We start from the raw sequence: 18,063 nt of genomic DNA, 5'->3' as shown, positions 1-18,063 counted from the left end.
ATCGGCGGATTCGCGCACTGAGCATAGCCCCAACAAGGAGTTTCCATGTCCCTCAGCGAAAAACAGAAAATGCTGCAAGGCCAGCTCTACCACGCTGGCTGCCCGGAACTTCAGGCCGAGCAGATCGCCAACAAGCACTGGATGCACCGCTACAACGCCAGCGTCGAGCTGCTCAACGAGGCCCGCCACGGGTTGCTGGTCGAGCACTTCGGCAACGTCGGCGACGGTGTGGTGATCCGCCCGCCGTTCTACTGCGACTACGGCTACAACCTCAGTGTTGGCGCCAATACCTTCATGAACTTCAACTGCGTGATCCTCGACGTGCTGCCGGTGCGCATCGGCGCCGACTGCCAGATCGGCCCGGCGGTGCAGATCTACACCGCCGATCACCCGCTCGACCCTGATCTGCGCCGCAGCGGCCTGGAAAGCGGGCGGCCGGTGACCATTGGCGACAATGTATGGATCGGCGGCGGGGCGATCATCCTGCCGGGGGTGACCATTGGCGATAACGCCGTGGTCGGCGCCGGCAGCGTGGTCACCCGCGATGTACCGGCGGGGGCGGTGGTGGTGGGTAACCCGGCGCGGGTGCGTCAGCCGGCCCAGGGGCAGTAGCAGCCCACGGCCAGGGTATTGCTGGCCTGCACCCGGCGCCCTTCATTCAGGGCCTTGAGGATCGGCTCGATGAAGCTGTTGCTCGAATTGCACACCGCGCCTTCGCTGTAGGGGCCGAAGTAGGCCAGGTCGCCGTTGCGGTCCCAGATCGCCACGGCGGGGGTGGCCGGCAGTTGTTCGCTGCCGGGCAGCCCGGCCAGGGGTTTGAGCGCAGCGAGGTTGGCGGGTAGCTGGCCGTGGCTGCCGGGCCGTTGCAGCACGTGGAAGCTGACCCCCTGCGGGACGAAGTGCTCGACCAGTTCGCCCAGGTGCTGCTGGTTACCGACGTTGCACGGGCAGGCCGGGTCCCAGAAGTGCACCACGCGGATCGGGCCGGGGCCGGCCAGTTCGGGCGGCAGGCGCAGCTGGCTGCCGTCGAACAGTGTGGCCTGGTTGTCGAAGGGGCGCAGGTAACGGGCCTGGAAGCTGTCGTAGGCCCACCACAGGGCGGCGGCGCAGAGCAGGGCGGCGAGGGCGCCGAGCAATGACTTGGAATTTGGGATGGGCATGGGCTGTCTGCAGCGCTTATGAGCAACGCATGCCGCCTGTGGGAGCGGGTTTACCCGCGAATGCGGCAGTGGCAGCACCAGTGCATTCGCGGGTAAACCCGCTCCCACAAGGGAGGCATGCCGCCCGTTGAATGGTGTTGCAGCTTGCCATGACATCAAGCAGACCTGAATATCCCAGATCAATACTCGCCTCGTTGTGGATGTACCGATGCCTGCCGCTTTCCAGCCCGACCTGTTGCGCGCCAGCCTGGCGCCGCTTGCCGAACGTCAACCGCTGTCCGCTCAAGCCCGCGATTACCAGCGCTTTTACGGCCTGGACCTGGGGGTGCCGAGTTGGCTTGGCGGCTTTTGCACGGCGGGGTTCGAGCTGGTCGGCCAGGTCTGGATGCCCGCGCAGCCGGTGGCGACGCTGTTCCTGCTGCACGGCTACTACGACCACATGGGCCTGTACCGGCATGTCATCGCGTGGGCATTGGCGCAGGGCTATGTGGTGATCAGCTGTGACCTGCCAGGGCATGGGCTGTCCAGCGGCGAGCGGGCCAGCATTGATGACTTCGCCCTCTACCAGCAGGCCCTCGACGCGCTGTTCGAGCAGGCGCGCCAGCTCGAGCTGCCGCACCCCTGGCACCTGTGCGGGCAAAGCACGGGCGGTGCGATCGTGGTCGATCACCTGTTGCATTGCGCCGGGCAGAGCCCGGCCGATGGTGAGGTGATCTTGCTGGCACCACTGGTGCGCCCGCGCGCCTGGGGCTGGTCGAAGCTGAGCTACCGGGTGCTGCGCCACTTCGTCAACGGCATCGAGCGGCGCTTCAGCGAGAACACCAACGACCCGGCGTTCCTGCCGTTCCTGGAGGCCGACCCGCTACAGCCACGGCGTCTGCCGACCGCCTGGGTCGGGGCATTGATGAAATGGGTAAGACGCATCGAGGCCGCGCCGCAGAGCGCGCGGCGGCCATTGATCGTGCAGGGGGAGGCGGATGCCACGGTGGATTGGCCGTACAACCTCAAGGTGCTCAAGGCCAAGTTCGCCGAGCCGCAGATCCTGATGCTGCCCGAGGCCCGGCACCACCTGGCCAACGAGCTGCCGGGCATCCGTCAGCGCTATTTCGACTTCATTGGCCAGCGCCTGGGCTGATCAGTTCAGGTCGTTGGCGTTCTGGCCCACGGCGAGGGCGGCGCGCACCGCGCTTACCGCTGCTTTGTAGTAGGCCTGGCCGTCCGGTGACTCGGCGAAGGTGGAGAACTGTTCCAGCTCGGCGTCCGACAGGTCGCGATAGACATACAGCAGGGTGTTGTCGAGGTCTTCGCCGACCTGGTTCATCAGGCGCTGGCGTTGGCCGTCGAGCAGGCTCTGGGTCTGACCGCCACCGAACAGGCCGGGGATCATCGAGCTGAGGCTGTCGGCGGCCACCCCGGCGATGGCCAGGCTGACTTCCGCGCCGGCCTCGCGCGCGGGCAGCGCCTGCGCCAGGTGGCCGATGATCAGCTGGCGATTGTCGCTGGCCTGGATCTTCGGCAGGCCCTTGGCGTTCTTGGCCAACTGGTCCTTGCGCGTGGCCAGCAGCTCGGCGGCCACCACCTTGCGCCCCAGCGGCGACTGGAAGAAGGCCAGGGCCGGTGCCGGGTTCTTGAGGGTGCTGCGCAACTGCGCCTGGGCGCGGCGGTCCATGGCCTGGGCCTGGAAACGCTGGTTGCTGTTGTTGACCAACGCCTGGTAAACCGCAGGCGGCAAGCTGTTGCGGTAGCGCTGTTGGGCGGCGCTCACGGCATCGTTGAAATGGGCGCGCTGGTCGGGCCAGCCGGCGGCCTTGTACAGCTGATCGAGGTTGTCTGCCCAGACAGGCATGGTGCAGATCATCAGCAGAAGCAGGGAAAACAGACGGCGCATTCAGGACTCCTGTCGTCAGGCCGCCATTGTCCTTGGCATGGCGGGGCTTTGTCGAGTCGCCAGGGGCGCTTCCTGACCAAGTGGCGCTGTGCGCGGGCAGGCTGAATGGCTATGATGCGCCATGCACAATCCTTGCGAACATCCGATGCTGTCGGCAATCGTCGACGACCTGGCCACCCGTGGCTGGTCGCAGCAAACCCTCTTTCTACCCGACGGGCTGTCGCGTGAGCTCGCGCTCGAGTGCCGGCGCCGTTATGCCGAAGGCGAACTCAACCCTGCCGGGGTGGGGCGCGGCGCCGCGCAGGAAGTGCGCGAGGCGATCCGTGGCGACCAGATCCAGTGGATCGACCCTGGTGAATCCGAGGCCTGCGACCATTACCTGGGGGCCATGGACAGCCTGCGCCAGGCCATCAACCAGGGGTTGTTCCTCGGGCTCGAGGATTTCGAATGCCATTTTGCCCTGTACCCACCGGGGGCCTTCTACCGCCGCCATCTGGATCGCTTCCGCGACGACGACCGGCGTACCGTTTCTGCCGTGTTCTATCTCAATGAAGGCTGGCAGCCGGACGATGGCGGGCAGCTGCGCATGTTCCTCGACGGCGATGTCGAGCATGACGTGCAGCCGATCGCTGGCAGCCTGGTGGTGTTCCTTTCTGGCGCCATTCCCCATGAAGTCCTCCCGGCCGGGCGCGAGCGCCTGTCGCTGACGGGCTGGTTCCGCCGCCGTGGCAATGACCCGTTCTGAGTTGCCGAAAGTCCTGGTCAGCGCCTGCCTGCTGGGCCAGCCGGTGCGCTACGACGGGCGTGCCAGTGGCCACCCTGACATGTTGCAGTGCTGGCAGGCCGAAGGCCGGGTAGTGCCGCTGTGCCCGGAAGTGGCCGGCGGCCTGCCGACACCCCGCCCTGCGGCGGAGATCCCGGGCGGGCAGGGTGGCCAGGTGCTGGACGGGCAGGCCCAGGTGCGCACGGCCAGCGGCGAGGATGTCAGCGCGGCTTTCATGGCCGGGGCGCAGCGGGCGCTGGAGCTGGTTCGCCGGCATGGCATCCGGGTGGCGGTGCTCAAGTCCGGCAGCCCGTCGTGCGGCAACCGGCAGACCTACGACGGCACTTTCACCGGGGTGAAAGTAGCGGGCGAGGGCGTCACCACGGCGTTGTTGCGCCGTGATGGGGTGCAGGTGTTCAGCGAGCTGGAGCTGGCCGAGGCCGAACGGGCGCTGGCAAGCCTGTTGTAGGCGCCAGCGTCAGCGGGGGCTCACTTCTGCGCTTGGCTCTGCAGCCATTTCTGTTCAAGCGCTGCCAGCCGGCCATCGCTCTCGATCCGCTTCAGGGCATTGTTCACGGCGCTTTCGAAGGCCGGGTTGCCTTTCTGGAAGGGGATCACCAGGTGCGGGGTACTGAAAGGCTGGCTGGTTACCAGTTCAGGGTCCAGTTCAGGCTGAGGCTTGTTGAAGGCAATGTCGTACTTGCCGCTGACGACACCTGGCAAGACATCTTCAGGCGTGGCTTCCACGAACTCGGCGCGCACATCCAGCTCTCTGGCCAGGGCCTGGCCCAGTTCGATTTCGAAGCCGGTCAGGTGCTGGTCTTCTTTAAGCACATAGGGCGGTGTGTCGCTCAGCACGGCAATGCGCAGTTCGCCGCGGTCGTTGATTTCGTCGATCAGTTCGGCCTGGGCCAGTGGGCAGAACAGTACTGCCAGCAGTACGCCAATGGTCAAACGCATGAAAGCCCCTTATTTGTATGGCAGGTGAATGTCATTCGCCGCAGCTTGTTCCTCGCCCGGTCGAACGCAGCCTATGACCCCAGGACCTGGGTAATGTTTAACGCCACTGCAACTATTTCTGTAGCGTTTTTCTGAACCTTCGCCGGCGCAGATGAACTATGGTGAATTACCGCTTTGCTTCGTTTTAGTGATAGCGGTCAATTGAAGTGAATGAAAGGAGATGTGAATGAAAAGCCTATTTTCGCGTGCTGCCGTTGCCGGGCTGTTGATGGGGGCGTCGGTACTCGCCAGTGCCGCGGATGCACTGAAGAGTGAGCAGCCACCGGAAGGCGCCAAGGTCTTCATCGTTTCCCCCGCCGACGGCGCCACGGTCGACAAGACCTTCACCGTCAAATTCGGCATCGAGGGTATTGCCCTCAAGCCTGCCGGTGACCAGACCGCGCACAGCGGCCATCACCACCTGCTGGTGGATGTCGACAAGGCGCCGGTGGCCGACATGCCGCTGCCTACCAGCCTGATGCCCGAGAACAATGCTCCGTTGCCGGCCGGCCCGCAGGTGCTGCACTTCGGCAAGGCGCAGACCGAGGCGACCATTACCCTTACTCCGGGCAAGCACACCCTGCAACTGGTGCTGGGCGACAAGTACCACGTGCCGTTCAAGCCGAGCGTCGAGTCGCAGAAGATTACCGTCAACGTCAAGTAAGGCCGGCGTCGGGCCTGTAGGAGCGGCTTTAGCCGCGATCACCCGCAAAGCGGGTGCCATCAATCGCGTTGCCGGTTTCGCGGCTGAAGCCGCTCCCACAGGATCGAGTTCAAATCGCCAATAAAAAAGGGAGGCCACCAGGGCCTCCCTTTTTCATGCAGCCAGCAAACTTAGAACAGTACGCGCGAGCGGATAGTGCCTTTGACGTGCTGCAGTTTTTCCTGGGCCAGGTCCGAGTACTCGGCGTCGACGTCGATAACCACGTAACCGACTTTCTCGTCGGTCTGCAGGAACTGACCGGAGATGTTGATACCGTTTTCGGCAAACACTTTGTTGATTTCGCTGAGCACGCCCGGGATGTTCTCGTGGATGTGCAGCAGGCGGTGCTTGCCTGGGTGCGCCGGCAGGGCCACTTCAGGGAAGTTGACCGACGACACGGAAGTACCGTTGTCGCTGTACTTGACCAGCTTCTCGGCCACTTCCAGGCCGATGTTGGCCTGGGCTTCGGCGGTGGAACCACCGATGTGCGGGGTCAGGATCACGTTGTCCAGGCCACGCAGCGGGCTTTCGAACTCTTCATCGTTGGAGCGCGGCTCGACCGGGAACACGTCGATGGCGGCGCCGATCAAGTGCTTGTCCTTGATCGCGGCGGCCAGGTGATCCAGCTCGACCACGGTGCCACGGGCGGCGTTGATCAGGATCGAACCCTTCTTCATCGCGCGGATTTCCTTCTCGCCGATCATCCACTGGGTGGATGGCAGCTCGGGAACGTGCAGCGAGACGATGTCGGCCAGGCCCAGCAGTTCGTTCAGGCTGGTGATCTGGGTGGCGTTGCCCAGCGGTAGCTTGGTCAGCGGGTCGTAGAAGTAGACCTGCATGCCCAGGCTCTCGGCCAGTACCGACAGCTGGGTGCCGATCGAGCCGTAGCCGACGATGCCCAGCTTCTTGCCACGGATCTCGAAGGAGTTGGCCGCGCTCTTGATCCAGCCGCCACGGTGGCAGGAAGCGTTCTTCTCAGGGATGCCGCGCAGCAGCAGGATGGCTTCGGCCAGCACCAGTTCGGCGACCGAACGGGTGTTGGAGTAGGGTGCGTTGAACACCGCGATGCCGCGCTCGCGGGCTGCGCCCAGGTCGACCTGGTTGGTGCCGATGCAGAAACAGCCGACCGCGACCAGTTTCTTCGCGCAGTCAAAGACCTCTTCGGTCAGTTGGGTGCGCGAGCGGATGCCGATGAAGTGGGCATCGGCGATCTTTTCCTTCAGTTCTGCGTCCGGCAGCGAGCCGGTGAGGTATTCGATGTTGCTGTACCCGGCAGCCTTGAGGGTATCCACCGCATTCTGGTGGACGCCTTCAAGAAGAAGGAACCTGATCTTGCTCTTGTCGAGAGAAGTCTTGCTCATCTGCGTAAACCTGTATCCCGGAGAAAAATGGCGAGGGGGGTGAAGCGGCGCGGCGTCGGCCTTAGCACGAACAGCGGGAGGGCTATGCTAGCATACGCGACTCAATCTGAGCTTATCCCGACAGGTGAAGAGTACTCAGGGTGACTATGAATAAGTCGAGGGTTCCAGCGATGACCCAGCCTGCATTGATTGAAGAGCTGATGACCCTGGTCGACCCAGGCAAGGTGCTTACCGACCCGGCCTCGCTCGACGCCTATGGCAAGGACTGGACCAAGCATTACCCGCCCGCGCCGAGCGCCATCGTTTTCCCCAAGACTACCGAGCAAGTGCAGGCCATCGTCGCCTGGGCCAACCGGCACAAGGTCGCCCTGGTGCCGTCAGGCGGGCGCACTGGCCTGTCGGGTGCCGCGGTCGCTGCCAACGGCGAAGTGGTGGTGGCCTTCGACAACATGAACCAGATCCTCGCCTTCAATGAGTTCGACCGCACCGTGGTCTGCCAGCCAGGCGTGATTACCCGCCAGTTGCAGCAGTTCGCCGAGGACCAGGGCCTGTACTACCCGGTGGACTTCGCCTCCAGCGGCTCCAGCCAGATCGGCGGCAATATCGGCACCAATGCCGGCGGCATCAAGGTCATTCGCTACGGCATGACCCGCAACTGGGTCGCCGGGCTGAAGGTGGTCACCGGCAAGGGCGAACTGCTCGAGCTCAATAAAGACCTGATCAAGAACGCCACCGGCTACGACCTGCGCCAGCTGTTCATCGGCGCCGAAGGCACGCTGGGCTTTGTGGTCGAGGCAACCATGCGCCTGGACCGCGCGCCGCGCAACCTCACGGCGATGGTGCTGGGCACGCCGGATTTCGACGCGATCATGCCGGTGCTGCACGCCTTCCAGGGCAAGCTGGACCTCACCGCGTTCGAGTTTTTCTCCGATAAAGGCCTGGCCAAGATCATGGGCCGTGGCGATGTGCCCGCGCCCTTCGCGACGGACTGCCCGTTCTATGCCTTGCTGGAGTTCGAAGCCAGCACCGAGCAGGTGGCCAACGAAGCGCTCGCCACCTTCGAGCACTGCGTCGAGCAGGGCTGGGTACTGGACGGGGTGATGAGCCAGAGCGAGACGCAGCTGAAGAACCTGTGGAAGCTGCGCGAATACCTGTCCGAGACCATCTCCCACTGGACCCCGTACAAGAACGACATCTCGGTCACCGTGTCGAAGGTGCCGGCGTTCCTGCGCGATATCGATGCCATCGTCGCCGAGCACTACCCGGATTACGAAGTGGTCTGGTACGGCCATATCGGCGACGGCAACCTGCACCTGAACATCCTCAAGCCCGAGCACATGAGCAAGGACGACTTCTTCGCCTCGTGCGCCAAGGTCAACAAGTGGGTGTTCGAGATCGTCCAGCGCTACCACGGCTCGATCTCCGCCGAGCACGGCGTGGGCATGACCAAGCGTGATTACCTGGGCTACAGCCGCTCGCCGGATGAAATTGCCTGCATGAAGGCGATCAAGGCGGTGTTCGACCCGAACGGCATCATGAATCCGGGTAAGATCTTCGCTCCCGAATAAAAAGCAGTGTTCACAGGAGTCGGCCATGAGTTACCAGCACCAGTACGTAGACGGCACGCGCATCCACTTCCCGCTGGGCAAGGTGGTGTGCATCGGCCGCAACTACGCCGAACATGCCAAGGAACTGGACAACCCAATCCCCAGCGAGCCGCTGCTGTTCATCAAGCCGGGCAGTTGCGTGGTGCCCCTCGAGGGCGGTTTCAAGATCCCGACCGAGCGCGGTTCGGTGCACTACGAGGCGGAAATCGCCGTGTTGCTGGGCAAGTCGCTGTCGCCCCACCCAACCGAAGAGGAAGTGCTCGACGCCATCTCCGGCTTCGCCCCGGCGCTGGACCTGACCCTGCGCGACCTGCAGGCCAAGTTGAAGGAAAAGGGCCTGCCGTGGGAGCTGTGCAAGAGTTTCGACGGCGCTTGCGTACTGCCGCCGTTCGTTTCGGCCGGTACCTTCGAGGACCTCACCGACATCGGTATCCGCCTGACCATCAATGGCGAAGTGCGCCAGGACGGCAACAGCGCGATGATGCTCAACCCGATCGTGCCGATGATCCAGCACATGGCGGCGAACTTCTCGCTGCAGGCGGGCGACGTGATTCTCACCGGCACCCCGGCGGGCGTGGGGCCGTTCAATGTCGGTGACGAGCTGGTCCTGGAACTTCCGGGTGTCAGCCGGTTCGAAGGCCGCGTGCTCTGACTGCGTAGGCGCGACGGCAGCCCTGCTGCCGTCGTGTGGCCATCACCTGATGGCATTTGTCGTTTTTTTCACAAACGATCCGGATAATGCGCAGTTTCATGTTCATTTGCCGACGTTAAGGAAGACATCACGGCTCATCATCAGGACCCCGCCAATGGCTATCCCGTCCACCGCTCCTGTTCCGCCCACCCGTAAACGTCACGTGCTGCTGCGTTGGCCGGCCTGGCTCGCTGCCCTGGCGCTGATCGGCTATGGCCTGGCCGTGGCCATGCACTGGGATGACCGAGGGTTGCTGTGGATAAAGGAACGCTTCGAGACCCAGGCTGAACGCCAGGAAAGCATCTGGCTGCCGGACTATGTGGTGGACATCGACGCCAAACCGCTACCGGGCATGGAGCGGGACGAGGCTTCTGACCTGGCGTACAGCCCGCACACCCGCACCCTGTTCGCGGTGATGGGCAAGCACCCCTTCCTGGTCGAGTTGACGCTTGAAGGCGATGTGCTGCGCAAGATGCCGCTGGTAGGTTGGTCGAACCCGGAAGGCGTAGCCGTGCTGGAGGATGGCCAGATCGCCATCGTCGACGAGCGCAACCATGACCTGACCCTGGTCAAGGTGGACGCCAGCACCACGTCGCTGAACCGCGCCGACTTTCACAGTTACGACCTGGGCGATGAAGGCAAAGGCAACAAGGGCTTCGAAGCGGTGGTCTGGGACCCGATGCGCCAGCGCCTGGTGATTGGCGAAGAGCGGCCGCCGCAGCTGTACATCTGGAGCACCGATGGGCGCAGCCCGCTGAAGGGTGACAAGCAGCCGCTGGCCAGTGACGAGCTCGACCTGCGCAACCTCTCGGCGCTGGGTGTCGACCCGCGCACCGGCCACCTGCTGGTGCTGTCGGCGGACTCCAACATGCTGCTTGAACTCGACGAAAAGGGTGAGCAGGTCAGCTTCATGACCCTGCTCGGCGGTTTCAATGGCCTCAAGGACCGCATCCCCCGGGCAGAGGGCGTGGCCATGGACGAGCAGGGCAACCTGTATTTTGTCAGCGAGCCCAACCTGTTCTATCGCTTCAAGAAGCACTGAAGCCCGCTCAGGGGAACCCTGAGCAGGCATTAAGCTTTGCTTCAGTTGGTAGTGGTTAGATTCGTGCTCATTTTGCCGAGTTTGCCCCCATGCGCCCTAGCCGCCGTCTGATTTGTGCTGTCACCGCCTCTGTTCTACTGCTTTTCGCCGGCGCGGCAGGGCACGAGTTCCGCCTGTTCGAGCGCGGCTGGTTCAACCTCAAGACCTGGTGGCAGCCCGCGCAACAGAGCATGGGCCTGGACCGTTACCAGGTGGTGCTCGAGGCCCAGCCTGTCGCCGGGCTGGACGACGATATCTCGGCGCTGACCTACGATCCCGACCGCAAGAGCCTGTTCACCGTCACCAATGCCAAGTCCGAGCTGATCGAGTTGTCGCTGGACGGGCGCATCCTGCGCCGAATTCCGCTGACCGGCTTCGGTGATCCCGAAGCGGTGGAGTATGTGGGCCCCAGCACCTACGTGATCACCGATGAGCGCCAGCAGCGCTTGATCCGTGTGCGCCTGGATGACGACACCCTGTTCCTCGATGCCAACGACGCCGAGCAGCTCAGCCTGGGTATCGGCCTCAATGGCAACAAGGGCTTCGAGGGGCTGGCCTATGACTCGGCAGGCAAGCGCCTGTTCGTGGCCAAGGAGCGGGACCCGATGGTGATCTACGAGGTGCATGGCTTTCCCCATGACAACCCCGACAAACCCTACGCCGTGCATGTGGTGCAGGACCGCAAGCGTGACCGGCGGTTGTTCGTGAGGGATCTGTCGAGCCTGCAGTACGACGAACGCAGTGGGCATCTGCTGGCGCTGTCGGACGAGTCGCGGCTGGTGCTGGAACTGGACGTGAAGGGCAGGCCGCTGAGCACGATGTCATTGCGCAAAGGCTTCCAGGGCTTGCAGCAGACCGTGCCCCAGGCAGAGGGGATCGCCATGGATGACGCCGGGACCCTTTACCTGGTCAGTGAGCCGAACCTGTTCTATGTGTTCAAGCAGTCGGCCAACTGAATGCCCTGACGGCCTCATCGCCGGCAAGCCGGCTCCCACAGGGTTCGTAGCGGCCTTTGTGGGAGCTGGCTTGCCAGCGATTCGAGGGCATAGCCCTCGCGAGGTTTAATCGGCCTTGAGGGTCTTCATGCCTTCAGCGGTACCCAGCAACGGCACATCCCGCCGGCAAGCCGGCTCCCACAGGGTTCGTAGCGGCCTCTGTGGGAGCTGGCTTGCCAGCGATTCGAGGGCATCGCCCTCGCGAGGTTTACTCGGCCTTGAGGGTTTTCACGCCTTCGGCGGTACCCAGCAACAGCACATCCGCCGGGCGCGCCGCGAACAGACCGTTGGTGACCACGCCGACAATGGCGTTGATCTGGCTTTCCAGCGCCACCGGGTCGGTGATCTGCAGGTTGTGCACATCGAGGATGACGTTGCCGTTGTCGGTCAGTACGCCCTCGCGGTACACCGGGTCGCCGCCCAGCTTGACCAGCTGGCGCGCCACATGGCTGCGGGCCATGGGGATGACTTCGACCGGCAGCGGGAAGGCGCCCAGTACCGGTACCAGCTTGCTGGCGTCGGCGATGCAGATGAAAGTCTTGGCCACGGCCGCAACGATCTTCTCGCGGGTCAGGGCCGCGCCGCCGCCCTTGATCAGGTTGAGGTGGGCGTCGCTTTCGTCGGCGCCATCCACATAGAACTCCAGCTCGCTGACGCTGTTCAGCTCATAGACCGGGATGCCATGGCCCTTCAGGCGCTGCGCGGTGGCCTCGGAGCTGGCGACGGCGCCGTCGAAGGCGGTCTTGTGCTGGGCCAGGGCATCGATGAAGAAGTTGGCGGTAGAGCCGGTGCCGACACCGACGACGCTCTTTTCATCCAGTTTCGGCAGGATGAGGTCGACGGCGGCCTGGGCAACGGCCTGTTTGAGTTGGTCCTGGGTCATGCGGGCTCCGGGAGGGGCTGGGCGGAAATCGAAAGGGGCCTAGTATAACGGCTCGCGCGGCTTTGCTGTGGTCGCCCGACGTAGCGCTGCGGTAGACTCCCAGGCCTTGTCCCGCGGCCCAGTGATGCTTTCCCGATGCTCGAACAGTACGTCAAGAAGATCCTCACCTCGCGCGTCTACGACGTTGCCGTCGAAACCCCGCTGCACAGCGCCGGCCAGCTGAGCAAGCGCCTGGGCAACACGGTGCTGCTCAAGCGCGAGGACCTGCAGCCGGTGTTCTCGTTCAAGATCCGCGGGGCGTACAACAAGCTGGCGCAATTGAGTGCGGAGGAACTGGCCCGTGGCGTGGTCACCGCATCGGCCGGCAACCACGCTCAGGGCGTGGCCCTGGCCGCCCGTGAGCTGGGCATCAAGGCCACCATCGTGATGCCCAAGACCACCCCGGAGATCAAGATCGAGGGAGTGCGCTCGCGCGGCGGCAAAGTGGTGCTGCATGGCGACTCCTTCCCCGAGGCGCTGGCCTATTCGCTGAAGCTGGTCGACGAGAAGGGCTTTGTCTATATCCATCCCTATGACGACCCGCACACCATCGCCGGCCAAGGCACGGTGGCCATGGAGATCCTGCGCCAGCACCCGGGCCAGCTTGACGCGATTTTCGTGCCGGTCGGCGGCGGCGGCCTGATCGCCGGCATCGCCGCCTACGTGAAGTACCTGCGCCCGGAGATCAAGGTGATCGGCGTCGAGCCGGACGATTCCAACTGCCTGCAGGCCGCCATGGCTGCCGGCGAACGCGTGGTGCTGCCGCAGGTCGGGCTGTTCGCCGACGGCGTGGCGGTGGCGCAGATCGGTCAGCACACCTTCGACATCTGCCGCCATCATGTGGATGAAGTGATTACTGTCAGCACCGATGAGATCTGTGCGGCAATCAAGGATATCTACGACGATACCCGCTCGATCACCGAACCTGCCGGCGCACTGGGCGTGGCCGGGATCAAGAAGTACGTCGAACTCAAGGGCGTGACCGGGCAGACCCTGGTGGCCATCGACTCCGGCGCCAACGTCAATTTCGACCGCCTGCGCCATGTCGCCGAGCGCGCCGAGCTGGGCGAGAAACGCGAGGCGATCATTGCCGTGACCATCCCCGAGCGCCCGGGCAGCTTCAAGGCCTTCTGCGAGGCCATCGGCAAGCGCCAGATCACCGAGTTCAACTATCGCAAGCACACCTCGGACGAGGCGCACATCTTCGTTGGCGTGCAGACCCATCCGGACACCGACCCGCGTGCGGCACTGGTGCAGCAGTTGACCGAGCAAGGCTTCCCGGTCATCGACCTGACCGACAACGAACTGGCCAAGCTGCATATCCGCCACATGGTCGGCGGCCACTCGGCCGGGGCCCGCGACGAGATCGTGCTGCGTTTCGAATTCCCCGAGCGGCCGGGTGCACTGTTCAACTTCCTCAACAAACTGGGCGGGCGCTGGAACATCTCGATGTTCCACTACCGTAACCACGGCGCCGCCGATGGCCGCGTGGTGGCGGGGCTGCAGGTGCCGGAAGACGAGCGTCACCTGGTGCCGGCGGCGCTGGCCAAAATTGGCTACCCGTATTGGGACGAGACCGAGAACCCGGCTTACCGGCTGTTTTTGGGGTAACTGGCTAAGCTGGGCGTAGGAGCCCTTCGCGGGTAAACCCGCTCCCACAGGCCATCCTTGAAACTGTGGGAGCGGGTTTACCCGCGAAGAGGGCGGCGCAACAAGGCCTGCTGAAGGACACCTTTGAAATGGAACACCTGACCACCCTCAAGACCCTGCACATCCTCGCCACCGCGCTGCTGTTGCTCGGCGCGCTTGGCCTGGCAATCTGGACCGGCTACGCCCGTCGCAAGGGCGATGCCGAGGCCTACGCCAAACTGCTGCGCCGGCCGCTGGTGTTCGTCTGGCTGCTGATGGGCCTGTGCCTGGTGAGCATGCCGTTCACCGGCTGGTGGCTGGTGCACCTGGTGGGTTGGCCGCTGGGGCAGACCTGGGTGCTGGCGTCCAGCGTCATCTATACCGTTGGCGCGTTTGCGCTGTGGTGGCTGCTGGTGCGCTTGAACCGGCTGCGCAAGGCCGAAGTGGTGGGGTTGAAGTTCACCCTGGCGCTGGCGGTGTTCAGCGGTGTGTGCTTTCTGTCCATCGCCGGGCTGATGGGCGCCAAACCGGTCTAGGCCCTTTTGGGGCTGCCTTGCAGCCCAATCGCCGGCAAGCCGGCTCCCACAAGGATCGGGTTTGCACTTCCCCTGTGGGAGCCGGCTTGCCGGCGATTGGGCCGCAAAGCGGCCCCGGCATTCTCAAGCCCTCAACGAAATCACCGGCCACCCCCGCCGCTGCGCCTCGGCGCGCAGCTTCGGGTCAGGGTCCACCGCCACGGCATGGGTCACCTGCTCCAATAGCGGCAGGTCGTTCATCGAATCGCTATAGAAGCAGCTGTCTTCCAGGTCGAAGCCGTTCTCCAGCATCCAGCGGTTCAGCCGCGTCACCTTGCCTTCACGGAAACAGGGTATATCGGTACTGCGCCCGGTATAGCGCCCGTCCTGCGTTTCGCATTCGGTCGCCAGCAGCACGCGCACGCCCAGGCGGCGGGCGATGGGCGCGGTGACGAAGCGGTTGGTGGCGGTGATGATCACCAGCTGGTCGCCGGCCTCGCGGTGCTGCTGCAGCAACGCCAGGGCCTTGGGCAGGATCATCGGTTCGATGCAGTCGCGCATGAACTCGCGGTGCCATTGCGCAAGCTGTGCAGGTTCGGTAGCGGCAAGGATCTCCATGGAGAAGGCCAGGTAGGCCTGAAGGTCCAGGCTGCCGCTCAGGTAGTCCTGATAGAAGGCATCGTTGCGTGCCTTGTACGCGACCGGGTCGAGGATGCCCCGTTCGCACAGGTAGTCACCCCAGGCGTGGTCGCTGTCGCCACCGAGGAGGGTATTGTCCAGATCGAATAAAGCCAGGCGCATGGGAATGTCTCGCAGAAGCCCTCGGGAAGCCCCGCACAATACGGAGTTTTCACCTCGCTGCACATAAGCTTGGCGGGCGCGTTGCTGCGCTCGCAAGCTTTGTGGAACAATGCCGCGACATGCGTTTGCGAGGTTGCTGCCGTGATCGACCCCGATGGTTTTCGCCCCAATGTCGGGATCATTCTTACGAATGATGCCGGGCAGGTGCTATGGGCTCGGCGGATCAACCAGGATGCCTGGCAGTTCCCCCAGGGTGGCATCAACCCTGACGAGACGCCGGAAGACGCCCTGTACCGCGAGCTGAATGAAGAAGTCGGCCTTGAGCGCGACGATGTGGAAATTCTTGCCTGCACCCGTGGCTGGTTGCGTTATCGTTTACCCCAGCGCCTGGTGCGCACCCACAGCCAGCCGCTGTGCATCGGCCAGAAGCAAAAGTGGTTCCTGCTGCGCCTTGTGAGCAATGAGCAACGGGTGCGCATGGACCTGACTGGCAAACCGGAATTCGACGGCTGGCGTTGGGTCAGCTACTGGTATCCGCTGGGCCAGGTGGTGACATTCAAGCGCGAGGTCTACCGACGCGCCCTGAAAGAGCTAGCCCCGCGCCTGCTGACGCGCGACTGACGACGGAGTCCGACCCCGAGCCATGCTCAATACGCTGCGCAAGATCGTCCAGGAAGTGAACTCCGCCAAAGATCTCAAGACGGCGTTGGGTATCATTGTCTTGCGCGTCAAGGAAGCCATGGGCAGCCAAGTCTGCTCGGTCTACCTGCTCGATCCTGAGACCAATCGCTTCGTGCTGATGGCCAGTGAAGGCCTCAACAAGCGCTCCATCGGCAAGGTCAGCATGGCCCCCAACGAGGGCCTGGTCGGCCTGGTCGGCACCCGGGAAGAGCCGCTGAACCTGGAAAACGCCGCCGACCACCCCCGCTACCGCTACTTCGCCGAGACCGGCGAAGAAAAATTCGCCTCCTTCCTCGGTGCACCGATCATCCATCACCGTCGTGTGGTCGGGGTGCTGGTCATCCAGCAGAAAGAGCGCCGCCAGTTCGATGAAGGCGAGGAAGCTTTCCTGGTCACCATGAGTGCCCAGCTCGCCGGGGTTATCGCCCATGCCGAGGCTACCGGCTCGATCCGCGGCCTGGGCCGCCAGGGCAAGGGCATCCAGGAGGCGCGCTTCGTCGGTGTGCCGGGCTCGCCAGGGGCCGCGGTCGGCCGCGCCGTGGTGATGCTGCCGCCGGCTGATCTGGAAGTGGTGCCGGACAAGACCGTCGAAGACATCGACAACGAACTCAAACTGTTCAACAACGCCCTCGAAGGCGTGCGCGAAGACATGCGCAAGCTGTCGGCCAAGCTGGCCACCCAGCTGCGCCCGGAAGAGCGCGCGCTGTTCGACGTTTACCTGATGATGCTCGAGGACGCCGCCCTTGGTGGCGAGGTGACCGAGGTCATCAAGACCGGCCAGTGGGCCCAGGGTGCGCTGCGCCAGGTAGTTGGCGAACACGTCAACCGCTTCGAACTGATGGACGACGACTACCTGCGCGAGCGCGCCTCCGACGTCAAGGACCTCGGTCGTCGCCTGCTCGCCTACCTGCAGGAAGCCCGTTCGCAGTCGCTGGTGTACCAGGACAACACCATCCTGGTCAGCGAAGAACTGACCCCCGCCATGCTTGGCGAGGTGCCGGAAGGCAAGCTGGTCGGCCTGGTCTCGGTGCTTGGCTCGGGCAACTCGCACGTGGCGATTCTCGCCCGGGCCATGGGCATCCCCACGGTCATGGGCCTGGTCGACCTGCCGTATTCGAAAGTCGACGGCATCGAGTTGATCGTCGACGGCTACAAGGGCGAGGTGTACACCAACCCCGGCGAAGTGCTGCGCAAGCAGTACCGCGACGTGGTCGAGGAGGAGCGCCAGCTGGCCCAGGGGCTCGACGCCCTGCGCGAGCTGCCGTGCATCACCCCGGACGGCCACCGCATGCCGCTGTGGGTCAACACCGGGCTGCTCGCCGACGTGGCGCGCGCCCAGCAGCGTGGCGCCGAGGGTGTCGGCCTGTACCGCACCGAAGTGCCGTTCATGATCAACCAGCGCTTCCCCAGCGAGAAGGAGCAGCTGGCGATCTACCGCGAGCAGCTGCAGGCGTTCCACCCGCTGCCGGTGACCATGCGCACCCTCGACATCGGTGGCGACAAGGCGCTGTCGTACTTCCCGATCAAGGAAGAGAACCCGTTCCTCGGCTGGCGCGGCATCCGTGTCACCCTCGACCACCCGGAAATCTTCCTGGTGCAGACCCGCGCCATGCTCAAGGCCAGCGAGGGCCTGAACAACCTGCGCATCCTGCTGCCGATGATTTCCGGCATCCACGAGCTGGAGGAGGCACTGCACCTGATTCACCGGGCCTGGGGCGAAGTCCGCGACGAGGGCACCGACGTGCCGATGCCGCCGGTGGGCGTGATGGTGGAAATCCCCGCGGCGGTGTACCAGACCAAGGAGCTGGCGCGGCAGGTGGACTTCCTGTCGGTCGGTTCCAACGACCTTACCCAGTACCTGTTGGCGGTCGACCGCAACAACCCGCGGGTCGCCGACCTCTACGACTACCTGCACCCGGCCGTGTTGCAGGCCTTGAACACCGTGGTGCGCGACGCCCATGGCGAAGGCAAGCCGGTGAGCATCTGTGGCGAAATGGCGGGCGACCCGGCAGCGGCGATCCTGTTGATGGCCATGGGCTTCGACAGCCTGTCGATGAACGCCACCAACTTGCCGAAAGTGAAATGGATGCTGCGCCAGATCAACATGAGCAAGGCCAAGGAGTTGCTGGTCGATGCCATGAGCCATGACAACCCGCAGGTTATCCACAGCTCGCTGCAGCTGGCGCTGAAGAACCTGGGGCTGGCGCGGATGATCGGGCCTGGGGCCAACAAGACCCTCTGAATTTGGGATTGCCTGCACCGGCCCC

The 18,063-nt window shown here is 64.1% G+C and carries 19 protein-coding genes; 13 read left to right on the top strand and 6 right to left on the bottom strand.

The window, feature by feature from the left end; genetic code table 11:
• The first annotated feature begins 45 nt into the window (after positions 1-45).
• Positions 46-612 carry a sugar O-acetyltransferase gene (locus EJA05_RS26985; protein WP_125465977.1) on the top strand — a complete coding sequence of 189 codons (567 nt, stop codon included), beginning with the start codon at positions 46-48 and terminating at the stop codon, positions 610-612.
• Here the strand turns inward: EJA05_RS26985 and EJA05_RS26980 are convergent.
• Positions 591-1,160, bottom strand: coding sequence for a DUF6436 domain-containing protein (locus EJA05_RS26980; protein ID WP_125860982.1), 570 nt, complete (start codon positions 1,158-1,160; stop codon positions 591-593). The two genes, EJA05_RS26985 and EJA05_RS26980, sit on opposite strands and share 22 nt — an antisense overlap.
• A gap of 208 nt (positions 1,161-1,368) precedes the next feature.
• On the opposite strand from EJA05_RS26980, the gene EJA05_RS26975 reads away from it, so the two are divergent.
• A complete protein-coding gene (locus tag EJA05_RS26975) occupies positions 1,369-2,295 on the top strand; it encodes a phospholipase BipL (RefSeq protein ID WP_125860980.1) in 927 nt (308 codons plus the stop codon).
• Here the strand turns inward: EJA05_RS26975 and EJA05_RS26970 are convergent, their stop codons facing one another.
• Positions 2,296-3,048 (bottom strand): DUF2059 domain-containing protein, encoded by a 753-nt coding sequence (locus EJA05_RS26970; RefSeq protein WP_110992100.1) that lies wholly within the window; start codon positions 3,046-3,048, stop codon positions 2,296-2,298.
• 121 nt (positions 3,049-3,169) lie between these two features.
• Here EJA05_RS26970 and EJA05_RS26965 point away from each other — a divergent pair, with 121 nt between their 5' ends.
• Together EJA05_RS26965 and EJA05_RS26960 are read left to right on the top strand one after the other, a co-directional pair.
• Entirely contained in the window at positions 3,170-3,793 is a 624-nt protein-coding gene (locus EJA05_RS26965; RefSeq protein WP_125465974.1) for a 2OG-Fe(II) oxygenase, read from the top strand.
• Positions 3,780-4,280, top strand: a complete 501-nt coding sequence (locus tag EJA05_RS26960) for a DUF523 domain-containing protein (protein ID WP_125860978.1) — start codon at positions 3,780-3,782, stop codon at positions 4,278-4,280. Before EJA05_RS26965 ends, EJA05_RS26960 begins: the two co-directional genes overlap by 14 nt.
• A 20-nt stretch (positions 4,281-4,300) precedes the next feature.
• Here EJA05_RS26960 and EJA05_RS26955 read toward each other — a convergent pair whose 3' ends face one another.
• Entirely contained in the window at positions 4,301-4,771 is a 471-nt protein-coding gene (locus EJA05_RS26955; protein ID WP_125860976.1) for a transporter substrate-binding domain-containing protein, read from the bottom strand.
• Positions 4,772-4,997: 226 nt separating this feature from the next.
• Between EJA05_RS26955 and EJA05_RS26950 the strand changes: the two genes are divergently transcribed.
• A complete protein-coding gene (locus EJA05_RS26950) occupies positions 4,998-5,474 on the top strand; it encodes a DUF4399 domain-containing protein (protein WP_125860974.1) in 477 nt (158 codons plus the stop codon).
• A 170-nt stretch (positions 5,475-5,644) separates the two neighbouring features.
• Here the strand turns inward: EJA05_RS26950 and serA are convergent, their stop codons facing one another.
• Positions 5,645-6,874 (bottom strand): phosphoglycerate dehydrogenase, encoded by a 1,230-nt coding sequence (gene serA / locus EJA05_RS26945; RefSeq protein ID WP_110992105.1) that lies wholly within the window; start codon positions 6,872-6,874, stop codon positions 5,645-5,647.
• A 170-nt stretch (positions 6,875-7,044) separates the two neighbouring features.
• Here serA and EJA05_RS26940 point away from each other — a divergent pair, with 170 nt between their 5' ends.
• The 4 genes from EJA05_RS26940 (at position 7,045) to EJA05_RS26925 (ending at position 11,209) form a co-directional block, all read left to right on the top strand.
• A complete protein-coding gene (locus tag EJA05_RS26940; RefSeq protein WP_125860972.1) occupies positions 7,045-8,442 on the top strand; it encodes an FAD-binding oxidoreductase in 1,398 nt (465 codons plus the stop codon).
• Between the two features lie 25 nt (positions 8,443-8,467).
• Positions 8,468-9,133 carry a fumarylacetoacetate hydrolase family protein gene (locus tag EJA05_RS26935; RefSeq protein ID WP_125860970.1) on the top strand — a complete coding sequence of 222 codons (666 nt, stop codon included), beginning with the start codon at positions 8,468-8,470 and terminating at the stop codon, positions 9,131-9,133.
• Between the two features lie 154 nt (positions 9,134-9,287).
• A complete protein-coding gene (locus EJA05_RS26930) occupies positions 9,288-10,214 on the top strand; it encodes an SdiA-regulated domain-containing protein (protein WP_407692086.1) in 927 nt (308 codons plus the stop codon).
• An 89-nt stretch (positions 10,215-10,303) separates the two neighbouring features.
• Entirely contained in the window at positions 10,304-11,209 is a 906-nt protein-coding gene (locus EJA05_RS26925) for an SdiA-regulated domain-containing protein (RefSeq protein ID WP_125860968.1), read from the top strand.
• A 247-nt stretch (positions 11,210-11,456) separates the two neighbouring features.
• Here the strand turns inward: EJA05_RS26925 and rpiA are convergent, their stop codons facing one another.
• Positions 11,457-12,131: a ribose-5-phosphate isomerase RpiA gene (rpiA, locus tag EJA05_RS26920; protein WP_110992109.1), complete on the bottom strand. Its 675-nt coding sequence runs from the start codon at positions 12,129-12,131 to the stop codon at positions 11,457-11,459.
• A gap of 135 nt (positions 12,132-12,266) precedes the next feature.
• Here rpiA and ilvA point away from each other — a divergent pair, with 135 nt between their 5' ends.
• Both ilvA and EJA05_RS26910 read left to right on the top strand, forming a co-directional pair.
• Positions 12,267-13,781 carry a threonine ammonia-lyase, biosynthetic gene (gene ilvA / locus EJA05_RS26915; protein ID WP_125860966.1) on the top strand — a complete coding sequence of 505 codons (1,515 nt, stop codon included), beginning with the start codon at positions 12,267-12,269 and terminating at the stop codon, positions 13,779-13,781.
• Between the two features lie 128 nt (positions 13,782-13,909).
• Complete coding sequence (locus EJA05_RS26910; RefSeq protein WP_125465966.1) at positions 13,910-14,335, top strand: DUF2269 family protein; 426 nt, start codon at positions 13,910-13,912, stop codon at positions 14,333-14,335.
• 123 nt (positions 14,336-14,458) lie between these two features.
• Here EJA05_RS26910 and EJA05_RS26905 read toward each other — a convergent pair whose 3' ends face one another.
• Positions 14,459-15,115, bottom strand: a complete 657-nt coding sequence (locus EJA05_RS26905; protein WP_125860964.1) for a histidinol-phosphatase — start codon at positions 15,113-15,115, stop codon at positions 14,459-14,461.
• 141 nt (positions 15,116-15,256) lie between these two features.
• On the opposite strand from EJA05_RS26905, the gene EJA05_RS26900 reads away from it, so the two are divergent.
• Positions 15,257-15,736, top strand: coding sequence for an RNA pyrophosphohydrolase (locus tag EJA05_RS26900; protein ID WP_003249017.1), 480 nt, complete (start codon positions 15,257-15,259; stop codon positions 15,734-15,736).
• A gap of 22 nt (positions 15,737-15,758) precedes the next feature.
• Positions 15,759-18,038 carry a phosphoenolpyruvate--protein phosphotransferase gene (gene ptsP, locus EJA05_RS26895; protein WP_110992113.1) on the top strand — a complete coding sequence of 760 codons (2,280 nt, stop codon included), beginning with the start codon at positions 15,759-15,761 and terminating at the stop codon, positions 18,036-18,038.
• Positions 18,039-18,063: the final 25 nt, after the last annotated feature.

Origin of the sequence: Pseudomonas oryziphila (genome assembly GCF_003940825.1) — a bacterium.
Lineage (GTDB): Bacteria > Pseudomonadota > Gammaproteobacteria > Pseudomonadales > Pseudomonadaceae > Aquipseudomonas > Aquipseudomonas sichuanensis.
Note: the sequence above shows the minus strand (reverse complement) of the source record. Positions and strands in the feature narration are given on the sequence as shown.

Coding starts and splice junctions, on each gene's coding strand:
- EJA05_RS26985 (WP_125465977.1), top strand. CDS start 46: ATGTCCCTCAGCGAAAAACAGAAAATGCTGCAAGGCCAGCTCTACCAC.
- EJA05_RS26980 (WP_125860982.1), bottom strand. CDS start 1,160: ATGCCCATCCCAAATTCCAAGTCATTGCTCGGCGCCCTCGCCGCCCTG.
- EJA05_RS26975 (WP_125860980.1), top strand. CDS start 1,369: ATGCCTGCCGCTTTCCAGCCCGACCTGTTGCGCGCCAGCCTGGCGCCG.
- EJA05_RS26970 (WP_110992100.1), bottom strand. CDS start 3,048: ATGCGCCGTCTGTTTTCCCTGCTTCTGCTGATGATCTGCACCATGCCT.
- EJA05_RS26965 (WP_125465974.1), top strand. CDS start 3,170: ATGCACAATCCTTGCGAACATCCGATGCTGTCGGCAATCGTCGACGAC.
- EJA05_RS26960 (WP_125860978.1), top strand. CDS start 3,780: ATGACCCGTTCTGAGTTGCCGAAAGTCCTGGTCAGCGCCTGCCTGCTG.
- EJA05_RS26955 (WP_125860976.1), bottom strand. CDS start 4,771: ATGCGTTTGACCATTGGCGTACTGCTGGCAGTACTGTTCTGCCCACTG.
- EJA05_RS26950 (WP_125860974.1), top strand. CDS start 4,998: ATGAAAAGCCTATTTTCGCGTGCTGCCGTTGCCGGGCTGTTGATGGGG.
- serA (WP_110992105.1), bottom strand. CDS start 6,874: ATGAGCAAGACTTCTCTCGACAAGAGCAAGATCAGGTTCCTTCTTCTT.
- EJA05_RS26940 (WP_125860972.1), top strand. CDS start 7,045: ATGACCCAGCCTGCATTGATTGAAGAGCTGATGACCCTGGTCGACCCA.
- EJA05_RS26935 (WP_125860970.1), top strand. CDS start 8,468: ATGAGTTACCAGCACCAGTACGTAGACGGCACGCGCATCCACTTCCCG.
- EJA05_RS26930 (WP_407692086.1), top strand. CDS start 9,288: ATGGCTATCCCGTCCACCGCTCCTGTTCCGCCCACCCGTAAACGTCAC.
- EJA05_RS26925 (WP_125860968.1), top strand. CDS start 10,304: ATGCGCCCTAGCCGCCGTCTGATTTGTGCTGTCACCGCCTCTGTTCTA.
- rpiA (WP_110992109.1), bottom strand. CDS start 12,131: ATGACCCAGGACCAACTCAAACAGGCCGTTGCCCAGGCCGCCGTCGAC.
- ilvA (WP_125860966.1), top strand. CDS start 12,267: ATGCTCGAACAGTACGTCAAGAAGATCCTCACCTCGCGCGTCTACGAC.
- EJA05_RS26910 (WP_125465966.1), top strand. CDS start 13,910: ATGGAACACCTGACCACCCTCAAGACCCTGCACATCCTCGCCACCGCG.
- EJA05_RS26905 (WP_125860964.1), bottom strand. CDS start 15,115: ATGCGCCTGGCTTTATTCGATCTGGACAATACCCTCCTCGGTGGCGAC.
- ptsP (WP_110992113.1), top strand. CDS start 15,759: ATGCTCAATACGCTGCGCAAGATCGTCCAGGAAGTGAACTCCGCCAAA.